General features: G+C 69.8%; 17 protein-coding genes and 1 riboswitch. Of the genes, 9 read left to right on the top strand and 8 right to left on the bottom strand.

Annotated elements, in window-relative coordinates:
* Position 1 precedes the first annotated feature (1 nt).
* Entirely contained in the window at positions 2–568 is a 567-nt protein-coding gene (locus tag ACOQFR_RS03240) for a YceI family protein (RefSeq protein ID WP_421378454.1), read from the top strand.
* A gap of 7 nt (positions 569–575) precedes the next feature.
* Here the strand turns inward: ACOQFR_RS03240 and ACOQFR_RS03235 are convergent, their stop codons facing one another.
* Positions 576–803 carry a glutaredoxin family protein gene (locus ACOQFR_RS03235; protein ID WP_421378451.1) on the bottom strand — a complete coding sequence of 76 codons (228 nt, stop codon included), beginning with the start codon at positions 801–803 and terminating at the stop codon, positions 576–578.
* Between the two features lie 78 nt (positions 804–881).
* Between ACOQFR_RS03235 and ACOQFR_RS03230 the strand changes: the two genes are divergently transcribed.
* From ACOQFR_RS03230 to ACOQFR_RS03215, 4 genes are all read left to right on the top strand, one after another.
* Entirely contained in the window at positions 882–2,264 is a 1,383-nt protein-coding gene (locus ACOQFR_RS03230; RefSeq protein ID WP_421378449.1) for an L-serine ammonia-lyase, read from the top strand.
* 106 nt (positions 2,265–2,370) lie between these two features.
* Positions 2,371–5,454 (top strand): two-component regulator propeller domain-containing protein, encoded by a 3,084-nt coding sequence (locus ACOQFR_RS03225; RefSeq protein WP_421378447.1) that lies wholly within the window; start codon positions 2,371–2,373, stop codon positions 5,452–5,454.
* A 32-nt stretch (positions 5,455–5,486) separates the two neighbouring features.
* A complete protein-coding gene (locus ACOQFR_RS03220) occupies positions 5,487–7,697 on the top strand; it encodes a putative bifunctional diguanylate cyclase/phosphodiesterase (protein ID WP_421378445.1) in 2,211 nt (736 codons plus the stop codon).
* Positions 7,694–8,494 carry a M23 family metallopeptidase gene (locus tag ACOQFR_RS03215; protein ID WP_421378443.1) on the top strand — a complete coding sequence of 267 codons (801 nt, stop codon included), beginning with the start codon at positions 7,694–7,696 and terminating at the stop codon, positions 8,492–8,494. The genes ACOQFR_RS03220 and ACOQFR_RS03215 overlap by 4 nt, the downstream gene beginning before the upstream one ends.
* Positions 8,495–8,590: 96 nt before the next feature.
* On the opposite strand, the gene ACOQFR_RS03210 is transcribed toward ACOQFR_RS03215, so the two are convergent.
* From ACOQFR_RS03210 to metX, 4 genes are all read right to left on the bottom strand, one after another.
* A complete protein-coding gene (locus ACOQFR_RS03210) occupies positions 8,591–10,927 on the bottom strand; it encodes a TonB-dependent receptor plug domain-containing protein (protein ID WP_421378441.1) in 2,337 nt (778 codons plus the stop codon).
* A gap of 115 nt (positions 10,928–11,042) precedes the next feature.
* Entirely contained in the window at positions 11,043–12,092 is a 1,050-nt protein-coding gene (locus ACOQFR_RS03205; protein ID WP_421378526.1) for a homoserine dehydrogenase, read from the bottom strand.
* Positions 12,093–12,097: 5 nt separating this feature from the next.
* Positions 12,098–13,291 (bottom strand): cystathionine gamma-synthase, encoded by a 1,194-nt coding sequence (gene metB / locus ACOQFR_RS03200; protein ID WP_421378439.1) that lies wholly within the window; start codon positions 13,289–13,291, stop codon positions 12,098–12,100.
* Positions 13,288–14,355 (bottom strand): homoserine O-succinyltransferase MetX, encoded by a 1,068-nt coding sequence (gene metX, locus ACOQFR_RS03195; protein WP_421378437.1) that lies wholly within the window; start codon positions 14,353–14,355, stop codon positions 13,288–13,290. The genes metB and metX overlap by 4 nt, the downstream gene beginning before the upstream one ends.
* 87 nt (positions 14,356–14,442) lie before the next feature.
* A riboswitch (SAM riboswitch) is annotated at positions 14,443–14,561 on the bottom strand.
* A 124-nt stretch (positions 14,562–14,685) separates the two neighbouring features.
* On the opposite strand from metX, the gene ACOQFR_RS03190 reads away from it, so the two are divergent.
* From ACOQFR_RS03190 to trhA, 3 genes are all read left to right on the top strand, one after another.
* Positions 14,686–15,798, top strand: a complete 1,113-nt coding sequence (locus ACOQFR_RS03190) for a phytase (protein WP_421378435.1) — start codon at positions 14,686–14,688, stop codon at positions 15,796–15,798.
* Positions 15,799–16,069: 271 nt separating this feature from the next.
* A complete protein-coding gene (locus ACOQFR_RS03185) occupies positions 16,070–17,674 on the top strand; it encodes a peptide chain release factor 3 (RefSeq protein ID WP_421378433.1) in 1,605 nt (534 codons plus the stop codon).
* 165 nt (positions 17,675–17,839) lie between these two features.
* Entirely contained in the window at positions 17,840–18,493 is a 654-nt protein-coding gene (gene trhA / locus ACOQFR_RS03180; protein WP_421378431.1) for a PAQR family membrane homeostasis protein TrhA, read from the top strand.
* Between the two features lie 6 nt (positions 18,494–18,499).
* Here trhA and ACOQFR_RS03175 read toward each other — a convergent pair whose 3' ends face one another.
* The 3 genes from ACOQFR_RS03175 to mtgA all read right to left on the bottom strand — a co-directional run bounded on the left by ACOQFR_RS03175 (position 18,500) and on the right by mtgA (position 20,759).
* On the bottom strand, positions 18,500–18,928 hold the full coding sequence (locus ACOQFR_RS03175) for a CBS domain-containing protein (RefSeq protein ID WP_421378429.1): 429 nt from the start codon (positions 18,926–18,928) through the stop codon (positions 18,500–18,502).
* A gap of 89 nt (positions 18,929–19,017) precedes the next feature.
* Complete coding sequence (locus ACOQFR_RS03170) at positions 19,018–19,995, bottom strand: glycosyltransferase family 2 protein (protein WP_421378427.1); 978 nt, start codon at positions 19,993–19,995, stop codon at positions 19,018–19,020.
* A 32-nt stretch (positions 19,996–20,027) separates the two neighbouring features.
* Complete coding sequence (gene mtgA, locus ACOQFR_RS03165; RefSeq protein ID WP_421378425.1) at positions 20,028–20,759, bottom strand: monofunctional biosynthetic peptidoglycan transglycosylase; 732 nt, start codon at positions 20,757–20,759, stop codon at positions 20,028–20,030.
* A 78-nt stretch (positions 20,760–20,837) separates the two neighbouring features.
* Between mtgA and ACOQFR_RS03160 the strand changes: the two genes are divergently transcribed.
* The gene (locus ACOQFR_RS03160; protein ID WP_421378423.1) at positions 20,838–21,731 is read left to right on the top strand and encodes an Hsp33 family molecular chaperone HslO; all 894 of its coding nucleotides are present in this window, start codon (positions 20,838–20,840) and stop codon (positions 21,729–21,731) included.
* The last annotated feature ends 92 nt before the right edge of the window (positions 21,732–21,823 follow it).

Raw genomic sequence — 21,823 nt, 5'->3', positions numbered from 1 at the left:
CATGCGATTCGCCGCCACCCTTGCCCTACTGCTGGCCAGCGCCAGCGTGTCCGCCGCCGACTACACCGCGCGCGAAGGTTCAACGCTGGGCTTCAGCGGGGCCTATCAAGGCGAAGCCTTCACCGGCAGGTTCGAGAAGTTCACGCCGAGCATCCGCTTCGATCCGGCCGACCTGGCCGGCAGCCGCTTCGACGTGCGCATCGATCTGGCCAGCGCCCGCACCAGCAATGCCGACTACGATCCCGAGCTGGCGGGCGCCAGCTTCTTCGACACCGGGCGCACGCCCGAGGCGCGCTACATCGCCACCCGCTTCCGCGCGCTCGGCGGCAACCGCTACGTGGCCGAGGGCAGCCTCACGCTTCGCGGGGCCAGCCATCCGGTGCCGCTGACCTTCACCTGGACACCCGGCGCATCGCCGGTGCTGGCCGGCGAAGCCACCGTGCGGCGGCTGCAGTTCAAGGTGGGCACCGGCGAATGGGCGGACGTGGAACTGATCCCCGACGCGATCAAGGTCAGCACGCGACTGGTGCTGGCACCCGCGCCGGCGGCACCGGCCAAGGCCGGCTGAGCGCCGCTCAGCCGCCCAGGAAGCGGCGCAATCCCTCGGCGTCGAACGGCCAGTCGAGTTCGGCCCCGCTGTCTTCGCGCCGCAGCACCGGGATACGTTCGCCGTAGCGCGCCTGCAGCCCGAGGTCGTCGTCTATCCACAGCGGATCAAAATCCGGCACGCCGGCCTGGGCCAGTTGGTCCCAGGCCTGGTCGCACAGGTGGCAATCATCGCGCTGGATCAGGGTGAGCTTCATCGGTGGGCCGTTCGCCGGCGTACAGTCTGGTTGGCGCCAAGGCGCATAGAATACGGCCACTTCACCGGAACTCCGTCCATGGCCGTCAGCGTATTCGACCTGTTCAAGATCGGCATCGGGCCCTCGTCCTCGCATACGGTCGGGCCGATGCGCGCGGCGGCGCGCTTCGCCAGCCACTGGCTGGAGGAAAACGGCGACCTGGCGCGCACGGCGCGCGTGCGCGCCGAGGTGTTCGGCTCGCTGGCGCTCACCGGCCGCGGCCACGGCACCGACAAGGCCGTGCTGATGGGCCTGGAGGGCCATTGGCCCAACCAGATCGATCCCGACATCATTCCGCCGGCGCTTGAACGCATCCGTCGCGACAAGAAGCTGCTGCTGCTGGGCAAGCACGAGATCGGTTTCGACGAAAAGCACGACCTGGTGATGAACAAGCGCCAGAAGCTGCCCTTCCACACCAACGGCATGCGCTTCACGGCCTTCGATGCGGCGGGCGTGCAGATTGCAACGCGCGACTACTACTCGGTGGGCGGTGGCTTCGTGGTCAACCAGGACGAGGCGGCCGAAGACCGCATCGTCGCCGACACCACCGAGCAGCCCTATCCCTTCCACTCCGGCGACGAACTGCTGCAGCGCTGCCGCGAAACCGGCCTGGGCTTCGCCGGCGTGCTGATGGCCAACGAACGGGCCTGGCGCAGCGAAGCGGAAATCCATGCCGGCCTGCGCGAGATCTGGCAGGCCATGCAGGACTGCACCGCGCGCGGCATCCGCGAGAAGGGCACCCTGCCCGGCGGCCTGCACGTGCAGCGGCGCGCGCCCTCGCTGCACGCCGAGCTGGCGTCCAAGCCCGAGGCCGGCATGCGCGACCCGCTGACCGTGCTCGACTGGGTGAACCTCTACGCGCTGGCGGTGAACGAGGAAAATGCCGCCGGTGGCCGCGTGGTCACCGCGCCCACGAACGGCGCCGCCGGCATCATCCCGGCCGTGCTGCATTACTACGACCGCTTCTGCCCTGGCGCGAACGAGGCCGGCGTGTTCGAGTTCCTGCTCACCGCGGCCGCCGTGGGCATCCTCTACAAGGAGAACGCCTCGATCTCCGGTGCCGAGGTCGGCTGCCAGGGCGAGGTGGGCGTGGCCTGCTCGATGGCCGCGGCCGGCCTCACCGCCGCGCTCGGCGGCACGCCGGGCCAGGTCGAGAACGCCGCCGAGATCGGCATGGAGCACAACCTCGGGCTTACCTGCGACCCGATCGGCGGCCTGGTGCAGATTCCCTGCATCGAGCGCAATGCGATGGGTGCCGTGAAGGCCATCAACGCCTCGCGAATGGCCCTGCGCGGCGACGGCAAGCACAAGGTCAGCCTGGACAAGGTGATCAGGACCATGCGCGACACCGGCCGCGACATGCAGGACAAGTACAAGGAAACCAGCCGCGGCGGCCTGGCGGTGAACGTCATCGAGTGCTGAGCGACGCCCGCGCGGCCAGGCCGCGTCGAACCGTGACGCCGGTGCTTGCCTTGTCCTGCCGCCGGGTTGATATTCGGGTGACTCCCGTCCCAGGCAGGACCGCCCCGTGACGACCCCGCGCCGCGCGCCCACGCTGATCGCCCTGCTGGCGTTGGCACTGGCCTGGACCCTGCCGGCGGCGGCCCTGGATCCCGACAAGGCCTTCCACCACTACGTCCGCAACACCTGGAGCATCGAGGAAGGCCTGCCGCAGATCAGCGCGCTGGCCATCGCCCAGGACCGCGAGGGTTATCTCTGGGTCGGTACCCAGGCGGGACTGGCGCGCTTCGACGGCGTGCGCTTCACCACCTTCAATCCCGAGTCCACGCCCGGCCTGGCCGGCATCTGGATCAACGACCTGCACGTCGACGGCCGCAACCGCGTGTGGGTGGCGACCTATCGCGGACTGTCCCTGTACGAGGACGATGTCTTCCGCATCATCGCCGTGCCGGGCTCGGATCCGGAGAGTCCGCTCGACACCCGCGACATCGAGCCCACCGACGATGGCGCGCTGTGGGTGGCGGCGCCCGAGGGCGTGTACCGCGCCACGCCCGCCGGGCTGAACCTGCAGTACCCGCTGCCGCGCCCGGCAGCCGCCCTGCTGGCGCGCGGCCAGGAGCTGTGGGTCGGCAGCCGGGGGCGCGTGTACCGCATCGCCGATGGCCTGGTGCAGCTGCTGCCGCTGCCCGAAGGCGACGACGACACCGTGGTGACCCACCTGGTCGAGGCGCAGGGCCGGCTGTGGGCGGGCACGAGCGCAGGCCTGTTCTATCGCCAGGGCGACGCCTGGCTGCGCCACGAGGGCGGCGAGCCGCTGTCGCGCGCCCCGATCGAAGCCATGCACGAGGACCGCGACGGCAACCTGTGGATCGGCATGGTCGAAGACCTGGTCCGCCTTCGCAAAGGCCGGGTGGCGGAACTCGTCTCCGGCGACCGGGCGGGTGCGGCGGTGCGCGTGGTGTTCGAGGACAGCGAAGGCAACCTCTGGCTGGGCAGCCAGTGGGAAGGCCTGACCCGGATGTGGAACGGATGGACGCGCCGCTACGGCATGCGCGAGGGCCTGGATGACAGCGTGCTGTGGTCGGTGGCGCGCGGACCGGACGGCCGGCTGTGGGCCGGCACCAATCGCGGCCTGAGCGTGCTGTCCGGCGGCCGCTTCCGGCAGGTGGTCGCGGGCGCCGACCTGCCCCATCCCAATGCCTACACGCTGCTGCCGGAAGATGGCGTGGTGTGGATCGGCACGCGCCGCGGCGTGGTGCGGCTGCGCGGCGAGTCGCTGGACACGCCGGACTGGGTGGCGCCGATGCGCAGCGCGCAGATCAACGGCATCGTGCGCGATCGCCGCGGCGCGCTGTGGTTCGCCACGACCCAGGGGCTGTTCCGGCATGCGCGAGGCGAGCTGCGCGGCTTTGGCGTTGCCGACGGGCTGCGCGATCCGCGCACGCGCCTGTTCCATGAGACCCGTGACGGCCGGCTGCTCGTCGGCACACAGACGGGGCTTTACGAAGTGGTCGGCGAACGCCTGCAGCCGCTGGGCCTGGACAATGGCCTGCGCGACAACCTCGACGTCACCGCCATCCACGAACTCGCCGACGGCAAGCTGGTGATCGGGACGCTGTCGGAGGAAATCTTCCTGTTCGACGGCCAGCGCTGGGTCGCTTTCACCCGCGAGCAGGGCATGCCGGTGAACTCGCCCTTCTTCCTCACCGAGGACGGCCAGGGCTACCTGTGGGTGGCAGGCATCCGCGGTGTGCACCGCGTGCCGGTGGCCGACCTGCTGGCGGTGGCCGCAGGCGAACGAAGCCAGGTGCGCGGGGAAATGCTGCTCAACGAACGCGGCGACCGCCGCGGCGGCCAGAAGGGCTATTGCTGCAACGGTGCCGGCAACGCCAAGGGGTTCCTCTACGACGGCGAACTGTGGCTGCCCACCCGTGACGGCCTGCTCGCGATGGCGACTGGCGGCATCGTCAAGAACAGCGTTGCGCCGCGCACCCTGATCGAACGCGTGCGCGTGGGCGAGGCCTGGCGCGAAGCCGACCCCAGCGCCGACTGGCAGCTGGGCCAGGATGACCGCGACCTGAGCTTCGAGTTCACCGTGCTCAGCTTCCAGGATCCGCGCAGCGTGGACCTGCGCTACCGCCTGGTGGGCTATGACGCCGACTGGCGAACGCTGGATGACATCGAGCGGCGCGTCGTGAACTACACCAACCTTCCGCCGGGACCCTACGTGTTCGAAGCCGTGGGATCCAACAACGCCGGCGTGTGGAGCAAGTCGCCGGCGCAGATCGGCTTCCTGATCAAGCCGCGCTTCCACGAGACCACGCTGTTCCTGGTGCTGATGGCGCTGCTGCTGGGCAGCGTGGTGTATGCCGGCTACCGCCTGCAGCGGGGCGCGCACCGGCGCCAGCGCCGTGCCCTGGAACAGCTGGTGGGCCAGCGCACCGAAGCCCTGGAAGTGGCGAACCACCGGCTCGAGGAAGCGAGCCAGACCGATCCGCTCACCGGCCTGCGCAATCGCCGCTACCTGGCCAACCAGATTCCCGCCGACCTGGCCTTCTACGACCGCGACACCCTGCGGCGCGGCGCCCAGGGCGAGGTGATGGTGTTCGCCCTGGTGGACATCGACCACTTCAAGCTCGTGAACGACCGCCACGGACATGCGGCCGGAGATCGGGTGCTGCAGCAGGTGGCGCAGGTGCTGGGCCGCCTGGTGCGCACCGGCGACTACGTCGCGCGCTGGGGCGGCGAGGAGTTCCTGGTCGTGTTCCGGCCGATGACGGGCCGGCACCTGCCGCTGCTGGGCGAACGCATCCGCGGGGCGATCGGCAACCATCGCTTCGAGATCGGCACCGGCGAGCCGCTGCGGCTGACCTGCTCGGTCGGTTTCGTCGAGTGCCCCCTGTTCCGCGATGCGCGCGGCAACCTGGGCTGGGAGCAGATCGTGGAGCTGGCCGATCGCGCCCTGTATTACGTCAAGGCGCACGGCCGCGATGGCTGGGCCCTGTTCCGGGCGCCCGCCGACAGCCATCTGCAGGCCCTGCTGCAGGCGCTGGATGGCAATGCCGTGGACCTGCTCAAGGCGGGCCGACTTGAGCTGGTGGCCTCGTCCGGTCTCTCGCCGCCGGGCAAGGGCACCGGCGACGCCCCCTAGTGTCGGCGAGGGGCGCGGCCTATGCTCTGGCCATGCGCGAGCCAAGCCGCCGGGTGGCCCTTTTCTGCATGCTGGTGGCGCTGTATGCCGCGGGCGGTGGCTACTCGAGCCTGCTGATCGACGGGCCCGGGCAGGTGGCGCTGTTCTGGCCGTCTTCGGGCGTGGCGCTGGCGGGTGTGGTGCGATTCGGCCTTCGCTGGTCGCTGTTCGTGCCGCTGGGCGCGCTGGGAGTTCACCTGCTGTTCGACCCGGTGCCGCCGGGCTTCCTGGCGTATTCGCTGGCGAGCAATTTCTTCGGCGTGGTGGTGGGCGCCTGGCTGGTGCTGCGCACGCCGGTGCAGGATCCGCTGACGGTGCGCTTCGGTCTCCGGGCACTGGCCGGCGGTACGGTAATGGCGATCATCAGTGCGTCCATCGGCGTGATCGGCATGCTGCAGAACGACCTGATCGCGCCGGCCGAGTTGCCGGCCGCCGCCACGCGCTGGCTGCTGGGCGACCTGCTGGGCGTGACCAGCGTGGCACCGGCGATGATGCTGGCCCTTTCGGGCCCGGCGCTGCGCCAGCCGCGCACCGAGGGCGACGCCTACGCCCCCGAGGGCGAGCGCCTGCTCTGGAACGTCGCCATCTTCGCCAGCTTCCTGCTGATGGCCTGGGCCGGCAGCCTGGGCGGGCCGTACGCGCTGGGCCTGGTGGCGCTGCCGCTGGGCGTGCTGGTGTGGAGTGCGATCCGGTTCCCGCCGCTGCACACGGCGCTGGCCATCGCGGTGACCATGCTGCTGATCGCCGGGCTGGCGGGGCTGGGCCTGGCCGGGTATCCGGCGCCGGTGCAGACGCGCGATGGCCTGAACCTGCTGGCCTTCCTGATCGTGGTGGCCTCGCTGCCGATGATCCTGGCCTTCGCCATGCACCAGCAACGGGTGACGGCCGGCACCCTGCAGCACCGGGCCAACACCGATCCGCTGACCGGCCTGGCCAACCGCAACGCCTTCGAGGACCAGGTGCGCAAGGCCCTGGCCGATCCGTCGGCGCCGCCGATGGCTCTGGCCTACCTGGACCTGGATCACTTCAAGCTGATCAACGACACCGCCAGCCATGTGGCGGGCGACGCGGTGATCCGCGGCATCGCCGGCGTGATCGAGGCGCACCGGCACCGCGACGACCTGCTGGCGCGCACGGGCGGCGACGAGTTCGCGATGCTGCTTCGCAACTGCACGCCGATGGTGGCCGAGGACCGCGCCCGCGGGCTGCTGCGGGCCATCGAGGGCTACCGCTGCGGCTGGGACGGCCAGATGCTGGCCAGCACCGCCAGCGTGGGCCTGGTCGGCTTCCTCCCGGGCCAGGGCGAATACGCGCAGCTGCTGTCTCAGGCCGACGCCGCCTGCTTCACCGCCAAGGAACAGGGCGGCAACCGGGTCTGCCTGGCCAGCCTGGACGGCGGCGAGCTGCTGGACCGCACGGCGGCGATGCGCTGGGTGGTGCGCATCCGGGATGCGCTGGACCACCATGCGCTGGAGCTGTACTGCCAGAGCATCGCGCCGCTGCGCGCCGGCGAGGACCGCGGGCGGCACTTCGAGGTGCTGCTGCGCCTGCGTGATCCGCGCACCGGCGAGGTGATGATGCCCGAGCAGTTCATGCCGGCGGCCGAACGTTTCCACCTGGGCACGCGCATCGACCGGGAAGTGATCAGCCAGACGCTGGGCTGGCTGGAATCCCATCCACAGGCGGCAGCGTCGGTGTCCACCTGCTGCATCAACCTGTCGGGTGATGCGCTGATCGACGAGGGCTTCATCGGTTTCGTCGCCGAGCGGCTGCGGCGCGGCGCCTTTCCCGGCGACCGGCTTTGCTTCGAAATCACCGAGACCAGCGCGGTGCGCGACCTGGCGCGTGCTCAGCGCTTCATCACGCAGATGCGCGGCCTGGGCTGCCGGTTCGCGCTGGATGATTTCGGCACCGGCTTCTGCTCGTTCAATTACCTGCGCGCGCTGGACGTGGATTATTTCAAGATCGACGGCAGCTTCGTGCGCGACATGGAAACCTCGCCGCTGGCCGAGGCGGTGGTGCGCTCGATCAACGAGATCGCGCACGTGCTGGACAAGCGCAGCGTCGCCGAGCACACCGAGACCGAGCGCGAGCGGCAGGCGCTGCTGGCGCTGGGCGTGGACTTTGCGCAGGGCTACGCGATCGACCGGCCGGCTCCGATCGCCGAGTATTTCGCGCGGCCGATGCCGCAGTGGCCTTCGTGACCCGGGCGCGCGCGCTGGCATGGGTGCTGGGGGCGGCGCTGGCCGGCGCGGTGCTCGCGCAGGACGGCGCCTCGGAAGGACCGGCCGAGTTGGTCGTGGTCCGGCAGGGGCAGGATGTCATCGCTTACGCACAGAACCGGCTCGCGGGGCCGGTTGAAGTCGAGCTGGCCGCGATCGAGATGATCGGCATGGACAGCAATCCACCGCTGCCGCTGCGGGCGGTGGTGCCGGCGCATTCGCGGGTGGAGCTGGCCCGGCTGCAGGCCTGGGGGCCGGAACCGCGGCAGTCGCTGCGGCTGGTGGCGACGCCGGGCCCGCCCGGTCCGGTTGCGCGGGACGTGGTGTATTCGCTGCCCGTGGAGGAGTCGCGCTTCGAACTGGGCCAGGGATTCCACGGCGGTTTCAGCCACGGCGACGAAGCCAACCGCTATGCCATTGACCTGATCGTGGCCGAAGGCACGCCGGTGCTGGCGGCCCGCGCCGGCGTCGTGATGGAAGCGCAGGGCGCGTATCGCGAAGGCGGCACCGACCCCCGCCTGGCGGGCCGGGCCAACCTGATCCGCGTGCTGCACGACGACGGCAGCATGGCGCTGTACGCGCACCTGCAGGAAGGCGGCGTGCTGGTGCGCAACGGCGACCGCGTCAACCTGGGCCAGGTGATCGGCCGCACCGGCAGCACCGGCTACTCCAGCGGCCCCCACCTGCACTTCGCCATCCAGCTAAACGCCGGCCTGCGCCTGGTCTCCATCCCCTTCCGCATGATCGGCCCCACCGGCTACCTCCCCCTCACCCCCTGACGTGAAAACATACCAGGTATGTTTTCATCGGCCGTGAGACAGCAGCGGCGAATCTCATCGTCGGTGAAAACATACCTGGTATGTTTTCACCGTGGGTCAGAAGGAGTAGCGGGCGATTAGTTGGTAGACGGGGCCGGCGGATTCGGTTTCCATCTCGAACTCGTCGTAGTCGCGGTCGAGCTGGTCGATGCCGTTGTCGAACTTGTCGAACAGCTCGTCCTTGCTGGCGTCGAGCAGGTTGGACCCGGTCAGGCGCACCGACAGGTTCTCGCCGAAGCGCTTCTCGATGAAGACCTCCAGGTCCGCGCCGTAACTCGTGCGCACCTCTTCGGCCAGCACGCGCAGCTCGGCGTCGCCCTGCTTGCGGTAGCTGGCGCCGAAGGACGCGTTCCACTCCGGCAGGTCCTGGATGAAGCCCAGGTTGTAGACGTAGCGCGCCTGGTTGTTGAAGCGCCGCTCGCCGAACTCGTCGTCCACCGAACTGTCCAGCCAGGAGTAGTTCACGAACACGCCGGTATTGGGCAGGCCCAGCGCCGTCAGCGGCGTGGAGGCGTCGAACTCGATGCCGTACACATAGCCATCGCCGACGTTGGCCGCGGTGTAAACGAAGCTCTGCGGATCGAACACGGGGTAACCCGGCGTGTTCTCGTCGGCGCCCGGATTGTCGTCCAGGAACTCTTCCACCTCGTCCTCGTAATCACCCAGCGCCGTCGCGCTGGGCGCGCCCGTGTTCACCACCTCGATCAGGTCGGTGATGTCGCGGTAGAACAGGTTCACGCCGACGATGCCCTGCCGCCCCAGCCGGCGCTCGAAGCCCAGGTCCAGGCCCCAGGATGTCTCGGGATCCAGCTGCGGATTGCCGGCGAAGTCGTTGTCGCCGTACTCCTCCTCCAGCAGCAGCGGCAGGATGAAGTCGAAGTTCGGGCGCCGCACCGTGCGACCCACGCCGACGCTTATACGGTCGTCGTCGCTCAGGTTCCAGCGCAGGCTGGCCGAGGGCAGCAGTACCGAATAGTCGTTGTCCTGCTTGTCGCCATCGGCGTCCACGTCCACGCGGGTCATCTCGTAGCGCAGGCCGGCCTGCCACTCGACGCTGCCGCCGGCACCGGTGAACATCAGGTAGGGATCCACCCGACGCTCGTCAATGGCGCTGGTGTTGCGATCAAAGTCCGAATAAGGCGGCAACGGCAGGTCTTCGTCGTCGATGTCCACCTCGCTCACGCGCAGGTCGGTGTCGCGCTGCTTGGACAGCACATCGACGCCAAACTCCATGTCCAGTGCGCCGACCGCGCGCTCGTGCGCCAGCTTCAGGCTCAGCTCGGTGTCGTCGGTATCGGTCAGCACGCGTGCGCCTTCGGTCTCGTCGAAGGACGGCGGGCTGTCGTCGTCGTCGAAACTGGTCTCCTCCTCGGTGTCGAAGGTCTCGTCCTCGAAACGCGCATAGCCCAGGTCGATGTCGGTGCGACCGCCCGCCATGTCGAATTCGTAGGCGGCGCCCAGCGACAGGTTGGTCTGGTCGATGTCCACGATCTGCTCGTTCACCGAAAGCAGGTTTTCGCGCGAACTGCTTTCGGGGTCGTTGTACTCGATCGAGTTCTCGGTCTGCGTCCGGTCGGTCAGCACGTACAGGCCGGAGAGCTTGAGGCGGCCCGTGCCGATGTCGCGGGTATAGGAGACGTTGCCGGAGTAGTCGTCGCCATCGCGCACGTCGGTCTGGTCCTCGCGGTCCACGAAGTCGCCGCCCGGCTCCTCGAAGCGCGTGCTGAACTTTTTCTTCGGGTTGTAGCGTCCCTGCACGTTGAACCCGCCCAGCAGGCGGCCACCGCCCACTTCGCCACTACCCACTGCACCGTAGGTCGGCTTGACCTCGCCGTCGTCGAAACGCAGCGCACCCACGCGCGCATAGCCGCCGTCGAACTCGTAGGCATCGCGCAGCACGATGTTGAGCGCGCCGGCCACGGCGTCACCGGAGCGGTTGGCGCTGGGCGAGCGCACGATCTCGATGCGCTCCACCAGCTCGGCCGGGATGCGGTCGACGAAGAAGCTGCGGTCGGTGCCGGCGCCGGGCACCTTCTTGCCGTTGATCAGGATCTGGGTATAGCCCGGGTCCAGGCCGCGCAGCTGGGCGCCGTCGTACTCGAGCACGTCCGAGACGAAGGCAACGCTGGGGACGCGCTTGAGCATGTCGCCGACCGTCAGCGGCTCGAAGCGCTGGAAGTACTCCAGGTCGTAGGACAGCGTCGGCGGGATTTCATCAGCGCGGTCGCGATACGTGATTTGGCCCTGCACCACGATGGTGTCGAGCTGCCTGGCGGCACCGTCGGGCGCCTCCGGCGCGGGCGTCGGCGCCTGCGCCATTGCATGGCCGCCAGCGATGACCAACGCACCCGCGAGGGCCCGGGAAAGGTGGATGGCAAGCAGGGACCTCTTCATCGCCGCGGTGTCTCCGGAAGGTAATCCGGAAGTTTTAAACCTCGGCGATGGCGGAATTATGACGCGCTGGAGCGTCATGCCACTGACGCAAGGGCACGCTACAAACCTGGTATCGTCACGCCACCACGCGCAGCAGGTCGTCCACCAGCGCCGCCGCCGTCACCTCCGCGCCCGCCCCCGGGCCCTGGATCTGCAGCGGCCGCTCGCGGTAGCGCGTGCTCCAGATCGCGACCCGGTTGTCGCAGCCCCGCCCCACCGCCAGCGGATCATCGGCGGCCAGCGCCTCCAGCCCGATGCGCGCACCGGCAGCATCGAAGCGCGCGACGTAGCGCAGCACCTTGCCGTCGGCCGCGGCGCGCGAGGCGCGCTCGGCCAGGCTGGCGTCGAGTTGCTCCAGCGCGCCGTCGACCTGGTCCGTTGGCAGTGCCGCCAGTTCCGGCGTAAGCAGCGTATCCACCCGCACTTCCACCTCCTCCAGCGCGTAGCCCGCCGCCCGCGCGAGGATCAGCAGCTTGCGGCGCACATCCTCACCCGACAGGTCAACGCGCGGATCGGGCTCGGCATAGCCCTGCGCCACGGCGGCCCGCACCCGGGCGGCGAAGGACTCGCGGCCGTCGTAGCCGTCGAACAGCCAGGCCAGCGTTCCCGACAGCACGCCCACCACGGCGCCGATGCGATCACCTCCCGCACGCAGTTCGCGCAGCGTGCGCAGGAGCGGCAAACCGGCCCCGACCGTGGCCGCGTCACCGTAGCGGGCGCCATCGCCGGCCAGCGCGCGGATCTCGTGCTGGCGCAGCAGCGGCCCGCCCAATCCCAGCTTGTTTGCGCTGACCACGGCCAGGCCCTGGCGCAGCCAGCGCGGATGCCAGGCCGCCAGTTCGGCGCTGGCGGTGGCATCCACCACGATATCGCCGGGCGCGAAACCGGCCGGCAGCACGCCGGAGCCGCCATGCGCCTCGCCCGAGGCCAGCGAAGCAGGCACGCGCGAGGCGCGCAGCCCGGATTCGGAATACACGCGGCGGCGCGAGTTCGCCGCCAGGCACAGCGCCAGGCGCGGATCGGCCAGCGACTCGAACCGATCCAGCAGCGCACGCCCCACGGTGCCTACGCCGAGCAGCGCGATGCGGCGCGTGGCCGCCTGGCCCGCGACCGCCACCCGCGGCAGCGAGCTCACGGCGCCACCTCGCGCACGGTCGCCACGGTGACGGCCAGCGCACGATCCAGCGCCGCCTGCAGGTCCGCCTCCAGGTCCTCCAGCGCCTCGATGCCCACCGACAGACGCAGCAGGCCTTCGCCGATCCCCGCCACGCGCCGCGCCTCGGCCGACATGGACGCGTGGGTCATGCTGGCCGGATGTGCGACCAGGCTCTCCACGCCGCCCAGCGACTCGGCCAGGGTGAAGTGCTGCAGGCCGTCGAGGAAGGCCTGTACCGCCGGCAGCCCGCCCGCGAGGTCAAAGGAAATCATCGCGCCGAAGCCACGCTGCTGCCGCGCCGCCAGCGCGTGGCCCGGGTGCGTGGCCAGACCCGGAAAATGCACCGCCGACAGCGCCGGGTGCCGCTGCAGGCGCTCGGCCAGCGCGCTGGCGTTCTCCTGGTGCACGCGCAGGCGCGCATCCAGCGTGCGCAGGCCACGCAGGGTCAGGAAACTGTCGAAGGGCGAGCCGGTCAGGCCCAGCGCATTGGCCCACCAGGCCAGCTGCTCGTTGTGCGCGGCCTCGCGCGAGACCACCGCGCCGCCGACCACGTCGCTGTGGCCATTGATGTACTTGGTGGTGGAATGCAGCACGAAGTCGGCGCCGAACTCGATCGGGGTCTGCAACGCCGGCGAGAGGAAGGTGTTGTCCACCAGGGCCAGGGCACCCGCGCGGTGCGCAGCGTCGATCACGTGGCGCAGGTCGGTGATGCGCAGCAGCGGATTGGAGGGGGTCTCGATCCACACCAGCCGTGTGGGCAGCGACAGGGCCTCGGCCAGCGCGCGCGGGTCGGCCAGGTTGGCCAGCACCAGCTCGAAGCGGCCCTTGCGCGCCAGCGCGTCGAACAGCCGCCAGCTGCCGCCGTAGCAGTCGTGCGTCACCACCAGGCGGTCGCCGGGCTGCAGCAGGGCTTCCAGCACCAGCGTGATCGCGGCCATGCCGGTCGCCGTCACCACGGCGCCGGCGCCGCCTTCGAGCTCGGCGAGCGCGTCGGCCAGCTGGTCGCGCGTGGGATTGCCGCTGCGCGTGTAGTCGTAGCGCCGCTTCTGGCCGAAGCCGGCGAAGCTGAAGTTGCTCGACAGCACCAGCGGCGGCGTGACGGCACCGAAGGCCGTGTCGGCATCGATGCCGGCACGCACGGCGGCGGTGGCGGGACAGCGCGCGCTCATGCCGCCACCTCCGCGCAGCCGGCGAGGGCATCGCGCAGGATGGAGGCGATGGCCTGCCCTTCCTTCAGGAAGGCGTCGTGGCCGTAGCGCGAACGCAGCTGGCGCAGCCGCGCCGGCGCGCCGAGGGATTCGACCAGGGTCTGCAAGTCAGACAGCGGCACCAGGCGGTCCTCGTCCACCGCCACCACGGTGGTGGGCACGCGCACCTGCGACGGATCCACGCGGTGCAGGTCGATGGATTCGGACAGGCGCAGGAAGGCGGTGCTGGTCCAGCGCGCGGCGTAGCGGCGACCGCAGCTTTCCAGATAGTCCTCGGAGGCGCAGCGCGCCACGCCCGCGTCCACGCTGGCCGGCGCATCGAAGCGCTCGGCGAACTCCTCCGGCGTGCGGTAGCTCAGCATTGCCCACTGCCGCGCCAGCGCCAGCCCTTGGGTGATGCCGCCCTCGCTGCGGCCCAGGGCCACGCACTGGCGCTGCAGCGCGCGCCACGCGCTGGCATAGGGGTGCGCGCGATGCGCGCCGGAGATCGCCACCAGCCGACCCAGCCGATGGCCATGGCGCGCCGCGAACTGCAGCCCGACCATCGCGCCGTAGGACGCACCCACGAAGGCCACCGCCCGCGCCACGTCCAGGCGGTCGAGCACGGCCGCCAGCGCATCGGCCTGGTCGGCGCTGTCGATCGGCGCATCCAGGCTGCCGTCGGCGCCCAGCCAGTCGATCGCCAGCACGCGCAGGCGGCGGGTGTCGATCGCGCAGCCCGGCCCCACCTGGTCCGACCACCAGCCGGGCGTCGCGCTGGCGACGCTGCTGGCCACGTGGCGATCAGCCGAGATGCCGCCGGCCACGATCACCAAGGGCGCGTCCTGCGGCCCGGTCCATTCGCCGCGCACCACCACCGTGCGGGGGCCGGCGTGACGCAGCGTCAGCGGCAGGTCTAGCACGAAGCGGCGCGTCGTCGGCGCGGGGCTGAAGGCGGCGTCGAAAGAAATCGCGGCGCCCGACGGCGCGGCGGCCAGGCAGACGGCATCGGACGCTTCGTGGGCGGGGGACGGGGTGAGGCTCATCGCAGGACTCCTGGTGGGTGGTTACCCAGCGAGCCTCTTGCGGTGAAAGCAGAAGTCGAACGCCCCCGGTGCGTCGGGGAACGATACGACCCATCTCTCGGCGGACGCATGGTCCCCGCAGGAATTGGCACCTTCATGCGGGATTGCTCCTGCATGGGTTGCCCCGGCGTCTTCGGGCCTAACCCCTCAGCCGGTCTCGATGGGTGTTGCGGGACCAAGCTTGCACCCGGCGCCGGGCGCCTGTCAATCCCTTCATGCGGATGAAGCGATAGATTGCCTACCGGGCTGCTGGGCATTCACGCGAGGCGGCTGAATCCGCATAATCTGGCGATGAAATCCCATTGCACACGCCTCGCCCCGCTCGCCCTGGCCCTGGCCCTGGCCGCCTGCAGCGGCTCCCCGACCCGGCCCGACAGCTCTTCGCACGACCTGCCCGACCTGCATGCCGCCCCGGCGGTGCGCGTGGCCGAAGCCTTCATGACGCCCTCGATGCGCGAGCATGAAGTGGATTCGGTGGCCGCATGGCCCACGCCCACCGGCGAAACCTGGCTGATCGCGACCGCCAAGGCCAGCAACCAGCTGGTGGTCTATGACGGCGACACCGGCGCCCTGCTGCGCACCGTCGGCAGCCCCGGCGACAAGCCCGGACAGTTCCAGCGTCCCAATGGCATCGCGGTGTACGGCGACCTGGTGTTCGTGGTCGAACGCGACAACCAGCGCGTGCAGATCCTGCGGCTGCCCGCGTTCGAGCCCGTCACCACCTTCGGCAACGGCGAACTGCTCAGCCCTTACGGCCTGTGGCTGCGCGAGCTGACGCCGGACACGCTGGAGCTGCTGGTCACCGACAGCTTCATGGCCGACTTCCGCACCGAGCTGGTGCCGCCGCTGGACGACCTGGACGGCCGCGTGAAGCGCTACCGCATCGCGATGGGCGGCGAAGTGCCGCGCGCCACGCTGCAGGGCCAGTTCGGCGACACCACCCCGGCCGGCGCGCTGCGCATGGTCGAATCCATCGCCGGCGACCCGGCGCACGACCGCCTGCTGATCGCCGAGGAAGACGTGCGCGTGGGCACCACCCTGCGCGAGTACCGCATGGACGGCAGCTACACCGGACGCAACCTGCCGCCCGAACGCTTCCAGGCCCAGGCCGAGGGCGTGGCGCTGTGGGCCTGCGCCGACGGCAGCGGCTACTGGATCACCGCCGACCAGTCCACCGAGCGCACCGTCTTCCACGTGTTCGACCGCGCCGACCTGACCTTCCGCGGCAGCTTTGCCGGCAATACGGTGTCGCTCACCGACGGCATCTGGCTGCATTCGGTCGCCACCCGCCGCTTCCCCTACGGCGTGCTGTACGCGGCGCACGACGACCAGGGCGCCGGCGCCTTCGACTGGCGCGACATCGCGTCGGCCCTGTCCCTGCGCCGGGACTGCGCGGCGCCCTAGTCGGGAGCGTTTGGCCGCGGATTTGCGCGGATGGACGCGGATAAAGGCCGATAGGGCAATAAGCTGTCTGGAGTGGACGCCTGCGGGCGTCTGCCGGTTGAGCGCAGCTTGTCGGCACGCTTCCCCTATTCGCTCTTATCCGCGTTCATCCGCGCAAATCCGCGGCAAAATCGCTCTCCGCCCCCCTCCGCCGACGCCCACGCGGCCTGGCCCGGTATAATCGCGGCCTTCCCGAACCGACCGGGCCGCGGGCAATGCCGCGGCCGAGCCCATGTCCGAGCACCTGACCCAGACCCGCCGCCGGCGGACCTTCGCGATCATTTCGCACCCCGACGCCGGCAAGACCACGCTGACCGAGAAGCTGCTTCTGTTCGGCGGCGCGATCCAGATGGCCGGCTCGGTGAAGGGCCGCAAGGCCGCGCGCCACGCCACCTCCGACTGGATGGCGCTGGAGAAGGAGCGCGGCATCTCGGTCACGTCCTCGGTGATGCAGTTCCCGTACGAGGGCTTCATCGTGAACCTGCTCGACACGCCCGGCCACGCCGACTTCGGCGAGGACACCTATCGCGTGCTCACCGCGGTGGACAGCGCGCTGATGGTGATCGACGTGGCCAAGGGCGTCGAGGAGCGCACGATCAAGCTGATGGACGTGTGCCGGCTGCGCGACACGCCGATCATGGGCTTCATCAACAAGCTCGACCGCGAGGGCAAGGAACCGATCGAGCTGCTGGACGAGATCGAGAGCGTGCTGGGCATCCAGTGCGCGCCGATCACCTGGCCCATCGGCATGGGCCAGCGGCTCAAGGGCGTCGTGCACCTGGTCAGCGGCGAGGTGCACCTTTACGAACAGGGCCGCAACTTCACCCGCCAGGACTCCACCATCTTCCCGTCCATCGACGCGCCCGGGCTGGCCGAGCGCATCGGCGAGCAGATGCTGGCCGACCTGCGCGACGAACTGGACCTGGTGCAGGGCGCCTCGCATCCCTTCGACAAGGCGGCCTACCTGGCCGGCCGGCAGACGCCGGTGTTCTTCGGCTCGGCGGTGAACAACTTCGGCGTGCAGCCGCTGCTGGACTTCTTCGTGCAGCACGCGCCCGGCCCGCAGCCGCGCGCCACCACCAGCCGCGAGATCGCGCCCGAGGAGGAGACCTTCAGCGGCTTCGTGTTCAAGATCCAGGCCAACATGGACCCGCAGCACCGCGACCGCGTCGCCTTCCTGCGCGTGTGCTCGGGCAAGTACGAGGGCGGCATGAAGGCCTTCCACGTGCGCCTGGGCAAGGAAGTGAAGCTGGCCAATGCGCTGACCTTCATGGCCAGCGACCGCGAAATCGTCGAGACGGCGTACCCGGGCGACGTGATCGGCCTGCACAACCACGGCACCATCTCGATCGGCGACACCTTCAGCGTCGGTGAATCGCTCAGCTTCACCGGCATCCCCAATTTCGCGCCCGAGCTGTTCCGGCGCGCGCGCCTGCGCGACCCGCTCAAGCTCAAGCAGCTGCAGAAGGGCCTGGCCCAGCTGAGCGAGGAAGGCGCCACCCAGTTCTTCCGGCCGCTGATGAGCAACGACCTGATCCTGGGCGCGGTGGGCACGCTGCAGTTCGACGTGGTGGCCTACCGGCTCAAGGACGAGTACGGGGTGGATGCCAGCTTCGAGCCGATCACGGTGTCGACGGCGCGCTGGATCAAGGGCGGCACGCCGAAGAAGCTGGAGGAATTCCGCGAAAAGGCGGCGATGAACCTCGCCCTGGACGGCGCCGGCCAGCTGGTCTATCTGGCCCCGACCCGCGTGAACCTGCAGCTGACCCAGGAACGCTGGCCCGAGCTCGAATTCGCCGCCACCCGCGAACACGCCCAAACCCTGGCGATGGAATGAACTCCGGGGTCAGAGTACGTTCAGCCCCGACGCGTCGCGCCGATCAGGGAACGAAGGTAATCCGGGCTCGGAGTGCATTCGGCACCGCGGTGTCGCGCGGATTAGAACGAATGCTCACGGGGCTGAACGTACTCTGACCCCGGATTTGATTTTTGGCGGCGGGCGATGACGGAGTTCGAGCACGACCACGAGTCACCGCGGGAAGAGCTGGCCAACGCGGTCACGCACGGGCTGGGCGCGGTGGCAGCGGCCATTGGCGGCGCGGTACTGGTGGTGATGGCGGCGGCCTACGGCAACGGCTGGCAGCTGGCGGGGGCGATCGTCTTCAGCCTGGCGCTGGTGCTGTTGTATGTAGCCTCCACGCTCTATCACGCCAGCAAGGACCGCACGGTGCGCGGGCGCATGAAGGTGTTCGACCATTGCGCCATCTTCGTGCTGATTGCCGGCACCTACACGCCCTTTACCCTGGTCGGCCTGCGCGCGGACGGCGGCTGGTGGCTGTTCGCGGCCATCTGGACCTTCGCGGTGGCGGGCGTGGTGTTCAAGCTGTTCTTCACCGGCCGATTCAAGGGCGTCTCGACCGTGATCTACCTGGGCATGGGCTGGATGGCGGTGCTGGCGATCAAGCCCTTCCTGCGCCAGATCCCGATGGACACCCTGCTGTGGCTGCTGGCCGGCGGGCTGTCCTACAGCCTGGGCACGATCTTCTACATGAGCCGGCGCATCCCTTTCGCGCACGCCATCTGGCACGGCTTCGTGCTGGTGGGCAGCATCTGCCACTTCGTCGCCGTCACCCAACAGGTGACGGCCGACCTGTAGCCGCCGTCAGCTGGCGATGTACTGCTGCAGCTGGGCGATCTCGTGCTGCTGGTCCTCGATCACCGCCTTCACCAGGTCGCCGATCGAGATCATGCCCAGCACCTGGCCGCCGTCCACCACCGGCAGGTGGCGGATCTTGCGGTCGGTCATCAGCTGCATGCAGGTCTGGGCCGTATCCAGCGGCGACACGCTGACCACCGGCGCCGACATGATCTGGCCCACCGGCGTGTCTGAAGATGAGCGCCCCTGCAGGATCACCTTGCGGGCGTAGTCGCGTTCGGTGGCGATGCCGATCAGCTGGTCGCCCTGCATCACCAGCACCGAGCCGATGTGGTGCTCGGCCATCAGCCGTATCACTTCCAGCACCGGCGCTTCGCGCGGTACGGCCACGACGTGGCCGGACTTGTTCTCGAGGATCTGGTTCACGTTGCGCATCGGCACGGCCCTCCGTCGAACTGGTCCGATGATAGCCCCGTGCCGCCCGGCTTTGTAGGCAGGCCCGCTGGCCGCGCCAGCCGGGGCGCTCAGTGGGCCGGATGCCCCTGCACCACGGGCGCCGGCGCGGCCTGGGCCGGGCGCAGGTCGCTGAGCAGGTACAGCGGCCGCTGCTTGGATTCCACGTACAGCCGACCCAGGTATTCCCCGATGATGCCCAGCGCCACCAGCTGCACGCCGCCGAGGAAAAGCACCACCGTCATCAGCGACGGCCAGCCCTGCACGGGATCACCCCACAGCACGGTGCGGGCAATGATCCACAGTCCCCAGCCGAAGGCGAGGATGGCGGCAAACACGCCCACGTAGGTGGCCAGGCGCAGCGGCACCGTGGAAAAGCTGGTGATGCCCTCGATGGCCAGGTTCCACAGCCGCCAGTAGTTGAACTTGCTGCTGCCGGCCAGCCGCGGCGCGCGGTCGTAGGGCAGCGACACCTGGCGGAAGCCCACCCAGGTGAACAGGCCTTTCATGAAGCGCTGGCGCTCACGCAGCTGGCGCAGCGCGTCCAGCACGCGGCGCGACATCAGGCGGAAATCGCCGGTGTCCCGGGGGATGTCGGTGGGCGAGAGCCACTGCATCACCCGGTAGAACCCGGCGGCGGTGAAGCGCTTGAACCAGGTCTCACCGTCGCGGCGGGTGCGGGTGCCGTAGACCACGTCGTAACCCTCGCGCCACTTGGCGACGAAGGCGGGGATGAGTTCCGGCGGGTCCTGCCCATCGGCGTCCAGCACCAGGGCGGCATCGGCGTGCACGTGGTCCAGGCCGGCGGTGAGCGCCAGTTCCTTGCCGAAATTCCGGGCCAGCCGCAGCAGGCCCACGCGCGAATCGTGCGCGGCAAGGTCCAGCAGCACATCCCAGGTGCGGTCGCGGCTGCCATCGTCCACGTACAGCACGCTGCAGTCGGCGTCCAGCGCCGCCATTACCGCCACCAGCCGCGCATGCAGCGCGGGCAGGGCCGCCTCTTCGTTGAAGGCGGCGACGACGAGGGTGAGGCTGCGGGTGTCGGGCATGCGGCAATCTTAGCCGCCACCCCCGCAAACCGCTAACCGCCCGGCTTGCGCTCGAGGTAGGCGGGGCCGCCGAGGTTGCGGGCGTTGCGCTGAATCCATGCGGCGCGCCGCTGCACGTAAGGACCCGGGTTGCGGGCGCTGTACTTCTTCGGATGCGGCAACACCGCGGCGAGGCGCGCGGCCTCGGCCGCGGTCAGCTCGCTGGCGGGCTTGCCGAAGAAGGCCTGCGCCGCCGCTTCGGCGCCATACACCCCGTCGCCGAACTCGGCGATGTTGGCGTAAACCTCCAGGATGCGCTGCTTGGGCCAGGTCAGCTCGATCAGCAGCGTGTACCAGGCCTCCATGCCCTTGCGCAGGAAACCGCCGCCGCCCCAGAGATAAAGGTTCTTGGCCACCTGCTGGGTGATGGTGCTGGCGCCACGCACCCGCCCGCCGCGCGCATTGCCTTCCAGCGCCTTGTCGATGGCCTCCATGTCGAAGCCGTGGTGCAGCGGGAATTTCTGGTCCTCGGCCGCCACCAGCGCGATCGGCAGCTGCGGCGAGATCCGGTCGTAGTCGCGCCACTGGTAGCGCAGCGTGAAGTCCTTTTCACCCAGGCCATCGACCTGCCGCCACACCATGAAGGCGCTGGTGCCGGGATCCACGAACCGCGGCACCAGCACCTGCAGCACGGTGACGGCCAGCACCAGCACGGGCAGCAGCAACAGCCTCCGCAGCCAACGTCCTTTCCGGGGCGCCCTGCGATCGTTCGGGAATTCGTCCATGCGGCAAGGATAACGCGCGACCCGGAGCGCGGACCGGCCATGCGGGGGACGGCCTGGTGACTGGGGTAAAATCTCCCCATGAAAACCCATCCCGATCGCGACACCCTCACCCGCTTCCTGCTCGAGCGCTCCGGCGTGCGCGGCGTGGTCGTGCACCTGGACCAGACCTGGCGCGAGATCGCCGGCCGCACCGAGTACCCGCTGGCCGTGGCCGCCCGCCTGGGCGAGACCTGCGCCGCGGCCGCCCTGTTCACCGGCCACGCCAAGATCGACGGCCGCCTGAGCGTGCAGCTGCGCGGCACCGGCGCCCTGCGCACGCTGTTCGCCGAATGCACCGCCGCCGGCACCCTGCGCGGCATCGCGCAGTTCCAGGAGCCGGTGCCCAGCCCGCTGACGCCACGCGCCTTCGGCCCTGGCTCGCTGATGGCCATCACCATCGAATCCACCCCGCCCGGCGCCACCGAGTCCACCCGCTACCAGGGCCTGGTGTCGCTGGACGCCGACAACCTGGCCGAGGCCTTCGAGAGCTACTTCGAGCAGTCCGAGCAGCTGCCCACCCGCGTGCTGCTGGCCACCCAGGGCGACCGCGCGGCCGGGATCATGCTGCAGAAGCTGCCCGGCGCCAGCCCCGACCCCGAGGACTGGAACCGCTGCAATGCCCTGTTCGAGACCCTGGGCGGCGAGGAACTGGCCGACCAGCCCGTGACCACCCTGCTGCACCGCCTCTTCCACGAGGAGCGGGTGAAGCTGCTAGACCGGCGGCCGCTATCCTTTGCCTGCTCGTGCTCGCGCGGCCGGGTCGAGGACATGTTCCGCAGCCTGGGTGCCGAGGAGGCCCGCCAGGCCCTGGTGGATGGCCAGGCCGAGGTCCACTGCGATTTCTGCGGCCAGGCCTATCGCTTCGATGCTGAACAGATGGAGGCCCTGTTCAGCCTGGCGCCCGAAGCGCCCGGCTCCGAGCGGCTGCAGTAGGCGGCGGGGCACCCGTTCCGGACCGTTGACAGCTGGCGCCGAAGGGTTAATTTATTGTAAAGTCCAGCCCTGTCCTGCGCCCGGGAACTTCC

The organism is Arenimonas sp. MALMAid1274, assembly GCF_049195245.1.
GTDB lineage: Bacteria > Pseudomonadota > Gammaproteobacteria > Xanthomonadales > Xanthomonadaceae > Arenimonas.
Note: the sequence above shows the minus strand (reverse complement) of the source record. Positions and strands in the feature narration are given on the sequence as shown.